The sequence below is a fragment of the Streptomyces sp. NPDC002889 genome (assembly GCF_042888425.1).
In the GTDB taxonomy this organism is placed as follows: domain Bacteria; phylum Actinomycetota; class Actinomycetes; order Streptomycetales; family Streptomycetaceae; genus Streptomyces.
The window spans coordinates 1-13146 of sequence record NZ_JBIAPT010000005.1 but is presented as its reverse complement, the minus strand read 5'-3'; the positions used below and the strand labels follow the sequence as shown (position 1 = coordinate 13146).

Annotated in this window: 18 protein-coding genes and 1 pseudogene; 10 read left to right on the top strand and 9 right to left on the bottom strand. The window is 66.0% G+C overall.

The window, feature by feature from the left end; genetic code table 11:
• Positions 1-536 precede the first annotated feature (536 nt).
• Positions 537-1070, top strand: a complete 534-nt coding sequence (locus tag ACFYWI_RS08785; protein ID WP_059083836.1) for an NUDIX hydrolase — start codon at positions 537-539, stop codon at positions 1068-1070.
• Here ACFYWI_RS08785 and ACFYWI_RS08780 read toward each other — a convergent pair.
• A complete protein-coding gene (locus ACFYWI_RS08780; RefSeq protein WP_389228295.1) occupies positions 1048-2388 on the bottom strand; it encodes a hypothetical protein in 1341 nt (446 codons plus the stop codon). The two genes, ACFYWI_RS08785 and ACFYWI_RS08780, sit on opposite strands and share 23 nt — an antisense overlap.
• Positions 2389-2514: 126 nt before the next feature.
• On the opposite strand from ACFYWI_RS08780, the gene ACFYWI_RS08775 reads away from it, so the two are divergent.
• The 5 genes from ACFYWI_RS08775 to ACFYWI_RS08755 all read left to right on the top strand — a co-directional run bounded on the left by ACFYWI_RS08775 (position 2515) and on the right by ACFYWI_RS08755 (position 5428).
• Positions 2515-2745, top strand: a complete 231-nt coding sequence (locus ACFYWI_RS08775; RefSeq protein WP_389227405.1) for a hypothetical protein — start codon at positions 2515-2517, stop codon at positions 2743-2745.
• Positions 2746-3009: 264 nt separating this feature from the next.
• Entirely contained in the window at positions 3010-3453 is a 444-nt protein-coding gene (locus ACFYWI_RS08770) for a hypothetical protein (RefSeq protein ID WP_389227402.1), read from the top strand.
• A 69-nt stretch (positions 3454-3522) separates the two neighbouring features.
• Entirely contained in the window at positions 3523-4359 is an 837-nt protein-coding gene (locus ACFYWI_RS08765; protein WP_389227399.1) for a protein kinase, read from the top strand.
• Positions 4360-4495: 136 nt separating this feature from the next.
• The gene (locus ACFYWI_RS08760) at positions 4496-4789 is read left to right on the top strand and encodes a hypothetical protein (protein ID WP_389227396.1); all 294 of its coding nucleotides are present in this window, start codon (positions 4496-4498) and stop codon (positions 4787-4789) included.
• Positions 4790-5221: 432 nt separating this feature from the next.
• Complete coding sequence (locus tag ACFYWI_RS08755; RefSeq protein ID WP_389227393.1) at positions 5222-5428, top strand: hypothetical protein; 207 nt, start codon at positions 5222-5224, stop codon at positions 5426-5428.
• Positions 5429-5593: 165 nt separating this feature from the next.
• Here ACFYWI_RS08755 and ACFYWI_RS08750 read toward each other — a convergent pair whose 3' ends face one another.
• The 6 genes from ACFYWI_RS08750 to ACFYWI_RS08725 all read right to left on the bottom strand — a co-directional run bounded on the left by ACFYWI_RS08750 (position 5594) and on the right by ACFYWI_RS08725 (position 9676).
• Positions 5594-6001, bottom strand: a complete 408-nt coding sequence (locus tag ACFYWI_RS08750) for a hypothetical protein (protein WP_389227390.1) — start codon at positions 5999-6001, stop codon at positions 5594-5596.
• 300 nt (positions 6002-6301) lie between these two features.
• Positions 6302-7561, bottom strand: coding sequence for a formamidase (gene fmdA, locus ACFYWI_RS08745; RefSeq protein WP_389227387.1), 1260 nt, complete (start codon positions 7559-7561; stop codon positions 6302-6304).
• A gap of 25 nt (positions 7562-7586) precedes the next feature.
• Positions 7587-8225, bottom strand: a complete 639-nt coding sequence (locus tag ACFYWI_RS08740; RefSeq protein ID WP_389227384.1) for an AmiS/UreI family transporter — start codon at positions 8223-8225, stop codon at positions 7587-7589.
• An 81-nt stretch (positions 8226-8306) separates the two neighbouring features.
• Positions 8307-8585: an FmdB family zinc ribbon protein gene (locus ACFYWI_RS08735; protein WP_389227381.1), complete on the bottom strand. Its 279-nt coding sequence runs from the start codon at positions 8583-8585 to the stop codon at positions 8307-8309.
• A 180-nt stretch (positions 8586-8765) separates the two neighbouring features.
• On the bottom strand, positions 8766-9137 hold the full coding sequence (gene crcB, locus ACFYWI_RS08730; protein WP_389227378.1) for a fluoride efflux transporter CrcB: 372 nt from the start codon (positions 9135-9137) through the stop codon (positions 8766-8768).
• Positions 9134-9676: a fluoride efflux transporter FluC gene (locus ACFYWI_RS08725; protein ID WP_389227375.1), complete on the bottom strand. Its 543-nt coding sequence runs from the start codon at positions 9674-9676 to the stop codon at positions 9134-9136. Before ACFYWI_RS08725 ends, crcB begins: the two co-directional genes overlap by 4 nt.
• Positions 9677-9871: 195 nt before the next feature.
• On the opposite strand from ACFYWI_RS08725, the gene ACFYWI_RS08720 reads away from it, so the two are divergent.
• Both ACFYWI_RS08720 and ACFYWI_RS08715 read left to right on the top strand, forming a co-directional pair.
• Positions 9872-11032, top strand: a complete 1161-nt coding sequence (locus tag ACFYWI_RS08720; RefSeq protein ID WP_389227372.1) for an NAD-dependent formate dehydrogenase — start codon at positions 9872-9874, stop codon at positions 11030-11032.
• Positions 11033-11291: 259 nt separating this feature from the next.
• Positions 11292-11714, top strand: a complete 423-nt coding sequence (locus tag ACFYWI_RS08715) for a hypothetical protein (protein WP_389228292.1) — start codon at positions 11292-11294, stop codon at positions 11712-11714.
• Positions 11715-11855: 141 nt separating this feature from the next.
• Here the strand turns inward: ACFYWI_RS08715 and ACFYWI_RS08710 are convergent, their stop codons facing one another.
• Entirely contained in the window at positions 11856-11990 is a 135-nt protein-coding gene (locus tag ACFYWI_RS08710) for a hypothetical protein (protein ID WP_389227369.1), read from the bottom strand.
• A 26-nt stretch (positions 11991-12016) separates the two neighbouring features.
• Between ACFYWI_RS08710 and ACFYWI_RS08705 the strand changes: the two genes are divergently transcribed.
• Entirely contained in the window at positions 12017-12301 is a 285-nt protein-coding gene (locus tag ACFYWI_RS08705; RefSeq protein ID WP_389228289.1) for an Imm53 family immunity protein, read from the top strand.
• Between the two features lie 202 nt (positions 12302-12503).
• On the opposite strand, the gene ACFYWI_RS08700 is transcribed toward ACFYWI_RS08705, so the two are convergent.
• Positions 12504-12707 carry a dihydrofolate reductase family protein gene (locus ACFYWI_RS08700; RefSeq protein ID WP_389227366.1) on the bottom strand — a complete coding sequence of 68 codons (204 nt, stop codon included), beginning with the start codon at positions 12705-12707 and terminating at the stop codon, positions 12504-12506.
• 26 nt (positions 12708-12733) lie between these two features.
• On the opposite strand from ACFYWI_RS08700, the pseudogene ACFYWI_RS08695 reads away from it, so the two are divergent.
• Positions 12734-13016 (top strand): annotated as a pseudogene (locus tag ACFYWI_RS08695) (IS5/IS1182 family transposase); the annotation flags it as partial.
• Positions 13017-13146: the final 130 nt, after the last annotated feature.

Sequence of the window (13146 nt, the reverse complement as noted above, 5' to 3'; positions counted from 1 at the left end):
GTCAGCAGTCCAATGGTCCGGCGGACTTGGGGACGACGTCACCTGTGTCAGGTCCTCTTCTCCGGTCCGGGACGGCAAGCGGCCATGGTCGGGTGGTCGCTACCCGTTTGGACCAGGCGGTATGCGTCCCAACAGGCGGACAAACCAGTGGAGTTGAACGTCGGCGGGGGTCGGGCTGTGGTCGGGACGGGCGTCAAGCTGGGTGACCCGTTCGCGACGAACTGGGGAGCCTCGTGCCCGACGGGCATCGCTCCGGCACCGGAGGCCACGGACAAGCAGCCGGTGTGAGCGCAGGTGTCTGGAGAGCGCGGCAGTGGTACCGGCACCCCGCACGGTGCTGCGGCGGTGCTCTCCGTCGCAGGCTTCGACGAACCTGTGCTGCAGCCTCTCCCTGGCTTCCCCCTCCTAGCGTTTTGGCCGCTCCAACAGCATGCGGGTCCAAGGCATCTCGTCAATGTGACGCGAAAAGCGTCGAACTGGCACCCTCTCAGGGAGCGGTCTGAGATCCTGGAGACCGATCGAGAGGGGCCGAAGGCATGGAGTGGAAGACCCACGGTGAGCGGCAGATCTACACGAACAAGTGGGTGAACCTGTGTCTGGTCGACGTCCAGCAGCCTGACGGGCGCAGGTGGGAGTACCACGTCGTTCGTCTCCGGCACCTGGCCGTGGCCGCCGTGGTCAACGATCGCCAAGAGGTGCTGATGATGTGGCGGCACCGCTTCATCACGGACTCGTGGGCCTGGGAGTTGCCCATGGGCCTGGTCGAAGAGGGCGAGTCGCCTGAGGAAGCGGCGGCACGCGAAGTGTTGGAAGAGACGGGCTGGCGACCTGGTCCCATCAAGCCTCTGATCTACGCCGAGCCGGCCAACGGCATCACCGACTCACAGCACCACGTCTTTCGCGCGGATGGCGCGACCCACGTGGGACCGCCCACCGAGAAGAACGAGTCAGACCGGATCGAGTGGATCCCGCTCAGCGAGGTGCGCGGGATGATCGACCGTCGCGAGATCGTCAGTAGCGGAACCCTTGTTGGTCTGCTCTACCTGCTCATGGATGAAGCGATCCGCTGACCGGCGGGAGGACTGCCCGTAGCCGTGCCTCGAAGGCCAGGGCTACGGGCTCCTTCCCGTGTGGGGCCAACTGGTCGTAGAACTCCCTGAGATGGCCCGACACTCGCTCGGACGCCACCGCCGACGCGGACTCCAGAGCCTGCGTAGCGGTGCTGCACGCCTGGTCAACCTTCCCTTGATCCAGCTGCGTACGGGCCAGCCAGAAGGCGTGAAACGCCCGTCCGCGCTGATTGGTGCGGGCCTCCCGACGCAACGCATCCGCGATCAAAGGCTCAGCCGTCGCCGCCTCGCCCAGTCGGCCGTGGGCAATGCCCGTGTCCACTATGAGCTTCAGTTCGTCGAAGTAGGTCACCCATGACGGGTCCGGGTCGCTCGCCTGGATCTGCTCGAACTGGCGATGCGCTTCCCCGAGTGCCCGGTGGGTCGACGTATGGCTGCCGAGCGTGGCATGGGCGAATGCCTCCCGCATGGACAGCATCGACAAGACACGCGGCGTCGTACCGAAGGCCGAGCGGGCCTGGTCCTGGGCGGCGGTCACGAGCGCCAGGGAATCCGCGGGCTTGTCCTGGTAGGTCGCCTGCAAGCTCATGCAAGCAAGGACGTTGGCCAAGAACTGGCGGTCGTCGATCTCCTTGGCCAGTTGCAGGGCTTCGCTGAAGTAGGCGCGGGCCTGGTTGTACTGGCGGGCGTCGAAGTAGGTCCAGCCGGTGAGGCGTGCCAGTTCGGCCGCGATCCCGTACAGGCCATGCTGAATGGACGGCGGGCGGCTCTCCTTCAGCAGTCCGACCACGTAGCGGAGCTGGCCGACGACGGCCGGCCGCAACGCCTCGCCGCCGTGCTGGTCGTCCCGTCGCCAGTAGTCCTCGATGGAGGAGCGGAACGCTTCGAGGGTGGCCGCGCTGAGATTCGTCCGCGTGGCCAAAGCCAAGATGCTGTCGACGTCCGGGCCCGGCAGGGACGCCGGTGACCGCTCCTCAGGCTCCGGTACTTGCGGTGCCTCGCGCTCGGTGACTGCGAGGGCCTGCGGCGTCTCCCAGGAACGGCGGGCAAGCCCGAGCATTCCCCCTGGAATGCGCAAGCCGTCCGAGATGCGCTCGATCACGTCCATGTGGAGCAACTGACGTCGCCCGGCAATCACTTCGCCGACCCGGCTCGGAGTCAGGTCGCAGCGCCTCGCGATCATCGACGGATAGATACCCGCTCGGGTCTTCACCAGCCGGAATACTCTGGCGAAGTCCCGCACCCGACACGCATGGATCATCTCGGGGTCGGTCAGCAGCCGGGCAGGTAATTCCTGTGGCCGGTCGGCGTCGGGCATCGGGCCTGCTCCCACACTGCGAGGGCTACGCAACGTCGTGGATTCTCTACTAGCCGCGATGTTACCCAAGTTGGGTAATCAGCCTGGCCTTTTGGCAGGGGTCCCCTGATCGCGATGCTCCTCTGCATGGCGAGCAATCAGCAGACCAGACCAGGCATCGGTGCGCTGGCGAAGGACGGTGCCACCGGGCGTATCGGCGTCGTCATGGGTGAGGTCGGCGGCCGTGTGCAGATGCGGCCGGTCAGTGGCGGCAGGGAGTGGGATGCCATGCGGTACGACGTGGAGGCGCTCAGCGCGCGGGAAGAGCTGAGCGTCCGGCTGGCCGCTAGGAACGGCAACAGTCGGGTCGGGCTGTGATGCGCGCCATCGGCCGTTACGCCGGGGTCCTGTTCATCATCTGCATCATCTGCATCATCTGCATCAGCGGTTCGTGCGGATTGGTGATCGGTGTGGCCCTCGGCACCGGCCAGTAGACCGGCCGCCCCGAACGGGTGCCGTTACGGCTCCCCCGTCCCCGTTCGGGGCCGGCCTCCAAGCCCGCTCACGATCGTCTTCGAGCCGCGCTCGGTGATCGCGACGGCAGGTAAGCGCCCTGCACCACCTCACACCAGGAGACTGCACATGACGGCAACAGCGAACGATCAAAAGACCGGTCGCGCGGTGGCGGGTGAGGAACTGTTCCAGAGCCTCGCCCACTTCGTGATCATCCACAACGGGCAGTCGCCCGAGCGCGCCGAGCGGATCGCGGACCAGGCGGTCGCGTTCGTCGTCACGGCGGCAACCGCCACGGTCCCCATGGTCCCTTCGGATGACGTGGACTTTGGTCTCCACGCGCTCATCCTGCACACGAAGGAGTACGCCGGGCTCTGCGAGCAGTACGCGGGGCGCTTCCTCCACCACAACCCGAAGCCGGGCGGAGGAGCGCGCGACCCTGAGAGGGTCGCTGCCTCGGCTCACGCCATGAAGGCGGCCGGATTCATGGTCTTCGACGACCTGTGGACCGTGGACGGCACGAACCTCGCGCAGTGCGACTCGGACTGCGGCCGACCCTACGGTCAGGACTGACCCACCCAACAGCGGCGCGACCGGCCTCGATCCGTGGCCGGTCGCGTGCGCTCGGAAGGAGAAGAGACGTTGTCCGGCCCAACCCCTGAACTGCCGATCGTGGTGCTCGACGCGCTCATGCCCACGGCTCAACACCTGGTCATCAATCGTCGGGGCTCCACGGTCTGGGAGGTGGAGAGCCAACGGGGCCACTACGCCGTGAAGCTCGGCTACCCGATCGAGGCCACGGCCGACTGGGCCGCCCAGCCCTGGACCGCACTCGCGCCGGCGCGCGAGGGCGCCGTACTGCACCGTCTGGGCCTCGACGAGATCGCCTACGGCGAGTGGGAGCGAGGTACCTGGAACTTCCAGACATGGCACGAGGGGCCGGACCTGTACCGGCTGTGGGAACCCTGCCGTGGACCGGACTCTCCCATCGCGCCACACACCGATGTTGCCCTGGGATGCGTCGAAGCACTGGCCGAACTGCATGCGAAGGGCTGGGCGCACGGAGACGTGCAACCCGCCCACTTCATCATCGGGCCCGAGCGGACGCACCTGATCGACCTCGCCCTCGCCCGTGGCGGAAGCGTGCCCGAGGGGTACGACTTCCCGTTCCGCGGTTGCCTCGTCCACTACGAGGCACCGGAGATCGCTCGCAGCGTGCTCGCCACCGGGGAAGCCGAGCCCTCGCCGGAAGCCGACATCTACGCCCTCGGCGCGTCCCTGCTCCTCTCCGCCACCGGTTGGCGAGCGGTCGAGTACCCGGACGACGCTCCTCGCGCTGTGCAGAGACAAGCCGTGGTGAACGGTCGGCGCCGCCCTGTAAAGGCGCCTGGTGAGCTGGGCGAACTGATCGACGCCATGCTCAGCCACGCTCCCGAGGACCGGCCGACGATCTACGAAGTGGGCAAAGCCCTGAGCTGACCCCGAAGCCCGTTCACCGCGCATTGCTCGCGCGGCGGCACGCTGCCTTGCTGAGCAGCACGGTTACCCCCAGGAGTTCGCTGCCCTGGACGGGCAGGAGGCACTGACCGAGACTGTGCTGCGCAGCTTGCTGGACTTGGCGAAGCGCAACGCAAGGCAGATGCGCGAGGACTTGTTGCTGTTGGTCGGCCCAACCATGCTGGCCTTCGCAGAGCGCCGCATGTACGTGTCTGCCGATGTCAGGGTGGGCGAAACCGAGCAGGCCCGCCTCGAACTGATGCTACGGCGGGTTACACGGGAACCTGACCGCTTCTGCGAGGGGCACCTCCAGAGGCTACTGTCCGAGCAGAACAACCCCGATGAGCACGCTGAGCACTATCGGCAGACACTCGCGATCCTGGACCGCATGGCCGACAGCGTCGCACCATAGCGAGCCTCTAAAGAGGCAGCGTATGGCGCGTCTTCACTGGCCACCAGCCCGCCTTCGCACTGTCCTGAGTCGGTCCACGCTCAGTACCGCAGAAGGGCGCTGACCAGTAGGTATGTGGCGCTGTTCAGCCGATCCTTGGTCCACGCCTGGTCCACACGCAGTGATCGACAACGCGACAGAGCCAGATCAAGGTGAGACAGGCCCACGCAGAAGGGGTGCCCCTCAGCGAGAGGCACCCCTTCTGACCAGCATGTCTATGACCTGCGGAGTAAGCGGGATCCGGGCCCACGGGGACGCTTTCGCGTCCTCACGTTTTTCAAGACTGTCGGCGGTCTTGACTAACGATCACGGGGTCGACACGCCACCGCCAACCATGCACGAGCTCGGTATAGGCCATTAAGACTCCACCGACCTCCGATGTAGCGTGACGCCATGGATGAACCCAAGATCAAGGTGTACGGCTCAGCCACCGAGATCACCATTGCCGCCAACGCGACCGGGCTGCGGGACCTGGCCGAACGGCTCCTTGGTCTCGCCGATCCGGAACTCCAGGACGGGTACCACGAGCATCTTGACGGCGGCGTCAATCTCGAAGACGGCTCGATCAGCCTGGTCCTGGAGCGGGACGACAAGTTGTAGAGCACGTACGCGCATGCTGCATGTTCCGTGCCCCTCCCGTGCCCGATGGGGCGGGGAACCACGGTCAATGACAGGTGCTGGAACAGGCTTCACGGCGTGGTTCCAGCACCCGTCATGCCTGGCCAGGAGCCAGATCCGGCCCTACAAGCGCGGTGATTCCCGAACTCAGACGGCAGCGTCCGACGACAGGACCGCCTCCGTGAAGTCGGCCGGCGGCTGGTAGTCATGGGCCTCGACGTAGTGGGCGATCAGTTCACGGGCGGCGTAGGCGACGCCGTCGCCCATCACTCGTATCTCGGCGCTTCCTCGAGGGCCGTCGCGGCGCCTTGCAGCGGAGAGCGAAGTGCACCATGGACAGAGGTGGAAGCCTCGCGTCTGCTGCGCTCGGTGGGTGCGGGCCATACCCTTCAGCGTCTCCACCAGACCTGGCGGTGGAGCACCCTTCGCATACGTTTTGCCACGGTCGAGCCAGCCGACGTTGCGCAGGGTGACGCTCCGCCAGACACCCGATGCCGTCGGATCCCAATTGTCCCTGTCGTACGTGTACGGCGTCAGGTCTGCGTAGTACGTCATGGCGGTTGTCTACCAGCAGGCGCACCGGATGAGCACCAGAAACAGGGGTGAACCACGGTCATTCCGGCGCGAAGCGCGATAGTCAGCGACGGCCGGAGGTGAGCGTCTACGCAGCTCAGGGACGAAGCCGTGGGCAAACGATCAGTGATTCCCAAGCTCAGAGTGCGGGTTCGATTCCCGTCACCCGCTCCGAAGATGAAGGCCCAGGCCAGGGTCATGACCCCTGCCCCGGGCCTTTGTGTTGTGCTGCCCCTTGAGTGATCGGCCCCGAGTGCCAGCTGCGGGGCCCCCGTTGTCCGGTCAGACCAGGGTGCCGGAGGCCATCGCGCACTTGCCGCGGTCGGCCTTCATCGGGCCGGCGGCGGAGGGCCGGACGTCGAAGTCGAACATGGCGGTGGGTACGTACAGCGAGCAGCAGGCGTTGGGGATGTCGACGATGCCGCTGATACGTCCCTCTATGGGCGAGGAGCCGAGCAGCAGGTAGGCCTGCTCTCCGCTGTAGCCGAACTTCTTGAAGTACTCGACGGCGTTGAGGCAGGCCCGGCGGTAGGCCAGCGTGGCGTCGAGGTAGTAGTTCGTGTCCGTGTCGTGGTCGACGGAGATCCCGATGAAGGTCATGAATTCCGTGTACCTCGGCTCGACGTTGCCCGGAATGAACACTGGGTTGGTGGAGATGCCGTACGTCTCCATGCCGCCCTTGATCAGGTCGACGTGGAAGTCGATGAAGCCGCCCATCTCGATGGCGCCGCAGAAGGTGATCTCTCCGTCGCCCTGGCTGAAGTGCAGGTCGCCTCCCGAGAGCTTGGCGTCCTTGACGTGTACGGGGTAGAAGACCCGCGAACCGCGCGTGAAGTTCTTGATGTCGTGGTTGCCTCCGTTCTCGCGGGCCGGCACCGTGCGTGCGCCTTCCGCGGCGATACGCGTGGCGAGGTCTCCGGTGGCCGTGCCGGCGAGTGCGTTGGTGCTGTCCGGCGGTACGGCGAGTGGCGGGACCCGGTTCGGGTCGGTGTCGATCAGCGCCTGCTCGCGGGTGTTCCAGCGGGCGAGCATCTCGGCGGACGGGGCCGTTCCGAACAACCCCGGGTGGGTGATCCCGGTGAAGCGGATCCCCGGAAGGTGGCGGGAGACCGCCTGCTGTCCGTGGAAGTCCCATATCGCCTTGTAGGCGTCCGGGAAATAGTCGGTCAGGAAGCCGCCGCCGTTGGCCTTGGCGAAGATGCCGGTGTAGCCCCAGCCCTGGCCCGCAAAGTCGCCGGTCTGCTGCGGCACGGGGCCGAGGTCGAGTATGTCGACGACGAGCAGGTCGCCGGGTTCGGCGCCCTCCACGCCTATCGGACCGCTGAGCATGTGAGGGATGGTCAGATCGATGTCGCGTACGTCGTCGGCGGTGTCGTTGTTGCCGACCTGGCAGTCGGTCCAGTCGCGGCATTCCATACGGAACTCCGCTCCCGGCTTCACCATGGCGACGGTGGGGACGTCCGGGTGCCACCTGTTGTGTCCGGGAACGTCCTGGTCACGCATCGACTTGCTGTGGTCCACATGGAAGATTTCTTCGGGCATAACAGCTCCTCATTTTCGGATCAGGTCACGTTGGTGCGCTCACGCTTCCGGCCGACGGGGCCGCTGGGGCTGATTGCCGCGAATTCCGGGTGAGCGGCCACAACGCCGCGAAGGCCACCACGCCGAACACCGCCAGTGCGATGGCGGTTTCGTTGGGGTTCACCCAGTAACCGGAGAGCAGCAGCGCCGCGGGAATCACGCCCGTGACCCAGCCCTGGATCGCCGTGACCCATCCCGTATAGATCCTGAGGCGGTCCATCTTGAGACCGAGCAGGAGGAAGAACAGGAACCACAGGAATGCCCAGTAGAGCCAGATGACGCCGAACGCGTAGTCCTTGAAGAGCCGGAAATTGACGAACGAGTATCCCAGGGCCGCAACCGCCACGAACAGCGAGTAGTAGCCGACGCCGGTGCTGTCGAGACCGGCGAGTAGGCCCACGCCTACATACAAGTAGGTGAAGCCGAACAGATAGATGCCGGATGCCGCCAGGATCTCGGCGGGATCGCCGACGGCGGCAAAGATGAGGTAAGTCGGCGTCAGCACCTGCAGTGCGCCCACGAAAAGGTTGAACACCGCCGCCGCCTTGGCGTCGACCTTCCCGAGCAGCAGCATTCCGTTGATGAAGAGCACCGCACCGACAAAGAGCAGTCCCACGTTGCCCACGGGGACGCACCTCCTCAGCCCGCGTGGGGGACGGAATCGTCGTAACCCGCCTGAGAGGTTCAGCCTTGTCGACCACCGCCCTCAGGGTCGTGGCAAACGCGAGAGCGCGGGGTGCGGGCGCGGTGGCACCGCCCGGTGTGGCGGCACTTCGGAAACCACCGCCGGGGCATCACGGGACTGCTCCTCCTGTTCATGGAGGGCAGCGACCGTATGCGAGGTCAGCGTGAGCCCGGGCGAGGTGTACACACGTCTCGCAGTACCTGCGCAAACAGGGCAGCCGTAAACGGTGGGCGCTGTTCCGATAGTCAACTTCACGTCGAAAGGTCCACAGCGACTGCATAGATATTCGTAGGTTGCCATCAGCAGCCTCCGGATGCCGGTGGACGCTGGCCAACCCGAGAATGTGCGACGCGCCCCGATCGGCGTACGCCACACCGCATTTCCTCTTTCAAGGAGACGTCTCGTACATCCACGTGTCAAGTGCCGGACGGTCCGATCCGGCCCCTATCGGAGCCCTTGCCGATGCTCGTGCGGGGGCCCTTATCCCCACGACCCGACGGCGAGCCCCGCCGCTGCCGCCGCCAGACCGACCACAAGGCTCGACGCGGCGTACAGCACGGCTCTTCCGGTCTGCCCTTTCTGGCGCAGGAGAATCAGCTCGTAACTGAACGTGGAAAACGTGGTGTAGGCGCCGCAGAAACCGACGCCGGCAATGGTCACCACCTGTTCCGGCAGCCCGTGCCGTGCGTCGAGGCCCACGAGAAGCCCGAGCACGAACGAGCCGGTGATGTTGATCAGCCACGTGCCGCGCGGGAAGCCGCCGGGGCTTCGGTACTGCACGTACTGGTCGAGCACGTAGCGCGCAACTGCCCCGACCGCGGCCGCCGCACCGACGGCGAGCAGGGTGATCACCGGACCCACCAGCCGTACCGGCGGGCGTGGCCGCGTCGCGTGGCGAGCCGTGCCCGCCGCGCCGCCGCCCGCCTGCCGGCGGCCAGGCCGAGCGCGGTGGCGGCCAGTCCGGCCAGGAGACTGCCGAAGACGTTGAACGCCGCGGTCGCATAGTGGCCGTGACCCAGAAGGCGGTCGGTGTCGAGCATCCAGGTGGAGAAGGTGGTGAAGGAGCCGAGAAACCCGACGGCGGCGAAGGGGCGCACGTACCGGGTCGGCTGCCAGATGTCGAGCACGTACACGAGCAGCAGCGCGAGCAGGAACGAACCGGACACGTTGACGGCGAACGTCGTCCATGGAAACGTCGCGTCAGACGTGGGAAAGACCAGTCCCAGTGCGTAGCGGGCCGATCCGCCCAGGAGACCGCCGACCGCGATCGCGGCCAGGGCACCCCGGCGCAGACGCGAGTGGAACGGCTCGCTCGACGGTTCGGGCCCGCCACCGGAGATGTACGCGGGCTCTCGGGATTCCCTGTCGGGCCCGGATTCGTCGGCCCGCATCAGAAGCCTCCGTACGCACTGATCGTCTGAACTTCTGCCGCATGGATCATCGAAATAACCGCATCCCTATCCGATAACCCACCTCCCCCATTATTCCTGGGGATTGCAGCACCGATGCATGCTCGACTAAAATTCAAGATCATCGGCGCCTGACCGGTTTACCGGAGCAATGGCCTGACCCGATGGAGGACGGCCATGGCAAAGATCCTTTCGGTGCTCTATCCCGACCCCGTGGAGGGGTATCCACCCGACTACGCACGTGACGAGATTCCAGTCATCACCGGCTATCCGGGCGGTCAGACCGCCCCCACCCCGCAAGCCATAGATTTCACCCCGGGGCAGCTCCTCGGCAGTGTCTCGGGCGAGCTGGGGCTGCGCCCGTTCCTGGAGGACCGAGGCCACACCTATGTGGTCACCAGCAACAAGGAAGGGCCGGACTCCACCCTGGACCGCGAGCTGCCCGATGCCGACGTGCTGATCTCGCAGCCCTTCTGGCCCGCTTACCTGACCCCTGAGCGGATCGCCGCGGCTCCCCATCTCAGACTCGCGATCACCGCGGGGATCGGGTCGGACCACGTCGACCTGCCGAGCGCCATCGCCCACGGCATGACGGTGGCGGAGGTGACCTACAGCAACAGCATCAGCGTGTCCGAGCACGCCGTCATGCAGATCCTCACACTGGTGCACAACTACATGCCCGCCCACGAGTGGGTGACCGCCAAGGCGGGCTGGAACATCGCGGACAGCGTCTCGCGCGCCTACGACCTCGAAGGCATGAACGTCGGCGTCCTCGGGTCGGGCCGTATCGGCCAGGCGGTACTGCGCCGCCTCAAGCCGTTCGACGTCAAGCTGCACTACCACGACGTGCACCGGCTGCCCAGGGACGTCGAGGAGGAGCTGGGGCTGACCTGGCACCCCGACGCGCGTTCGCTCGCCTCCTCGGTCGACGTGCTGTCCATCCACACTCCGCTGCATCCGCAGACGCAGAACCTCTTCGACGACGAACTGATCGGGGTCATGAAGCGCGGTTCGTACATCGTCAACACCGCACGCGCACTCATCGTGAACCGGGATGCCGTGGTGCGGGCCCTCAACAGCGGCCAACTGGCCGGTTACGCCGGTGACGTCTGGTATCCGCAGCCGCCGCCGCCCGACCACCCCTGGCGCACCATGCCGTACGAAGCGATGACGCCGCACGTGTCCGGTACGACCCTCGCGGCGCAGGCCCGCTACGCGGCCGGTACCCGGGAGATCCTGGAGTGCTGGTTCGACGAGCGCCCCATCCGTCCGGAGTACCTGATCGTCGACGGTGGTGGGCTTGCCGGGACGGGAGCGCGCTCCTACACGGTCGCCTGATAACGAATAACAGCCGGTGGACAATAAATCAGCAGAAGATCCACCACTGAATAGGCAATGGGCATTCTGGCGTGTCATGCCGGCTCCGAACCCTTGCATGCTGTGATCCGACTCACCCCGAATCCGCTGGCGGAGTGCGGCCGAGAGCCTTAGCGTGCGTAAAGAGATTGATTTTTCCTTATGCGAAGGCACTGGCGCCGCGCATACTGTTTCGCAAGAAGACCAAGGTGGACGCCGGGAAGGTGGATCAGTGAGCAGCATGGACGCCGTGTGGGTACGGAGCGTGAACGGCATTCAGATGCATCACGTGACCGATCTTCAGGATGCCAGCCGGTTTTTGGGCAACGCAGTGATGGCACTGCGGGCCGCACATGTAAGGACCGGCGCGGACCGGTACTCCAGCATCTCCGCCGAGCTCAAGAGCCTGGTGGAGCGAGTGCGGGAGCTGGAGGACGAGGCGCGGTCCAGCATGCACGACCTGCACGCCACCGATCCCGAACGGTTCGTCCGCTGCCGTGACGGTCACGAGCCGTGGCCCGGTGAGATCCCGGCGGGCTTCATTCCGCGCCACACCTGCAAGGACGAGTGCCTCTACCATGACCGCGAGGTCCTCGAGGCGATCATGCAGTGCACTTGCGGCCGGCCGCCGTGCCAGGCGTGCGAGATCGGCGGAAAGCTCTGACAAGCCCGAGCGAGTGCGGAAGGAGCCTCCCCGACCGGCGGCGGCCAGCTCGACGGTCCCGGCCCTGGTGTCCCACTCGCGTGGGCGGTAACCGTTGCGATGGTTGACTCGCCCGTCGCTGACCTGCCCGTATTCGGCGTTTCAGAGGGCGTCGGCCTCCGCGGACATGAGCGCGTCGGCGAACGTCTTGACCATCGCGCGCAGCAGATCGGGACTCGCCGCAGCGCGGTTGTCCTCGGCGAGGGCGTGCAGGGGCACACTGTCTGGTGCGGTCATCGTGCTGATCTCCTTCGTGACTCGACATCTCGAAGATCAGCCGGTGGCCGTTCATCTATGCGGGCATCATCCCGACGCCGGAGCAAACCCCCGAATCAGGTCGAACCCGCACACCACCTCCATGGACACAACCAGAGACCTCGCTGGCCGGCCGGACCTATGCGCGGACAGACTTCCGACGCAGCAACTCCGACTGGGTGATGACGAAGGTGTCGGACGACGTCTTCCAAGCGTCCTGCGGCCCGCTCAATCTCGATGAAGTTCTGCGTCTGTTCCGAGAGTGGGCCACCTCGGAAGGCCGGGAGTCCTAGCTTCCAACCACCGCCCGAGGAGCCCGCCGGCAGTGGCTCGCGGGGTGGTGGGCTTTGCGGTTGATCGTCGATGTCTACTTGCCCGCTGTCGATCGCGGCGATACCGCCAGCATCGCAGGTTGGTTCGAGTTGGGCCGTAGATCCTTCGGACAGGTAGTGGCGCTCGCCTGATTGCCACTCGTCGTGCATGTCGGCCGCCGGTCTAGTGGTGCCGGCGGTAGTGCAGCCCGACGGTCCCGTTGCTGAACTCGGTGCTGGAGACCAGGTCGAGCCGGTAGGACTTGGGGACGTCGTCGAACAGCCGGGTACCCTCGCCCGCAACGTAGGGGTGCAAGTCCAGGCGGAACTCGTCGATCAAGTCGAGTTGTATGAGCGACCGCCAGAAGCTAACGCCGCCCCAGACCACGATGTGGCCGTCGCCGCCTCGCCTGAGCTTGTCGATCTCGCCCGTGCCGCGACTACCTGCGGCGAAGAGGCGTCCGGCACACGATCCCGGAGAAGACCGACAGCCAGGCCGCCCGCCTGCGGAAAGGATCGCGCGGCGGACGTCCACCCGGCTTCGACGAACAGCGGTACAAGCAGCGCAACACCGTCGAACGGGCCATCAACAAGCTGAAGCACTCCAGGGCTGTGGCCACCCGGTACGACAAGCGCCACTACGTCTACCTCGGCACCGTCACTGCCGCTTGCCCTTGCCATCTGGCTCCGAACATGATCGCCCGGACAACTCCTAGCGGAGACGAAGATGGTTACTGAGGTTGAACTCGTGGAGTCGTATGGGCTGACGGCTCGTCGCTCGTGCGGTATCACCGGGGCATGCGGTATCCACAGGGCGGCGGGCTGAC

Excerpts from the sequence above, each read along its gene's own strand:
- ACFYWI_RS08785 (WP_059083836.1), top strand. The coding sequence starts at position 537 with ATGGAGTGGAAGACCCACGGTGAGCGGCAGATCTACACGAACAAGTGG.
- ACFYWI_RS08780 (WP_389228295.1), bottom strand. The coding sequence starts at position 2,388 with ATGCCCGACGCCGACCGGCCACAGGAATTACCTGCCCGGCTGCTGACC.
- ACFYWI_RS08775 (WP_389227405.1), top strand. The coding sequence starts at position 2,515 with ATGGCGAGCAATCAGCAGACCAGACCAGGCATCGGTGCGCTGGCGAAG.
- ACFYWI_RS08770 (WP_389227402.1), top strand. The coding sequence starts at position 3,010 with ATGACGGCAACAGCGAACGATCAAAAGACCGGTCGCGCGGTGGCGGGT.
- ACFYWI_RS08755 (WP_389227393.1), top strand. The coding sequence starts at position 5,222 with ATGGATGAACCCAAGATCAAGGTGTACGGCTCAGCCACCGAGATCACC.
- ACFYWI_RS08750 (WP_389227390.1), bottom strand. The coding sequence starts at position 6,001 with ATGACGTACTACGCAGACCTGACGCCGTACACGTACGACAGGGACAAT.
- fmdA (WP_389227387.1), bottom strand. The coding sequence starts at position 7,561 with ATGCCCGAAGAAATCTTCCATGTGGACCACAGCAAGTCGATGCGTGAC.
- ACFYWI_RS08735 (WP_389227381.1), bottom strand. The coding sequence starts at position 8,585 with ATGGCAACCTACGAATATCTATGCAGTCGCTGTGGACCTTTCGACGTG.
- ACFYWI_RS08725 (WP_389227375.1), bottom strand. The coding sequence starts at position 9,676 with ATGCGGGCCGACGAATCCGGGCCCGACAGGGAATCCCGAGAGCCCGCG.
- ACFYWI_RS08720 (WP_389227372.1), top strand. The coding sequence starts at position 9,872 with ATGGCAAAGATCCTTTCGGTGCTCTATCCCGACCCCGTGGAGGGGTAT.
- ACFYWI_RS08715 (WP_389228292.1), top strand. The coding sequence starts at position 11,292 with ATGGACGCCGTGTGGGTACGGAGCGTGAACGGCATTCAGATGCATCAC.
- ACFYWI_RS08710 (WP_389227369.1), bottom strand. The coding sequence starts at position 11,990 with ATGACCGCACCAGACAGTGTGCCCCTGCACGCCCTCGCCGAGGACAAC.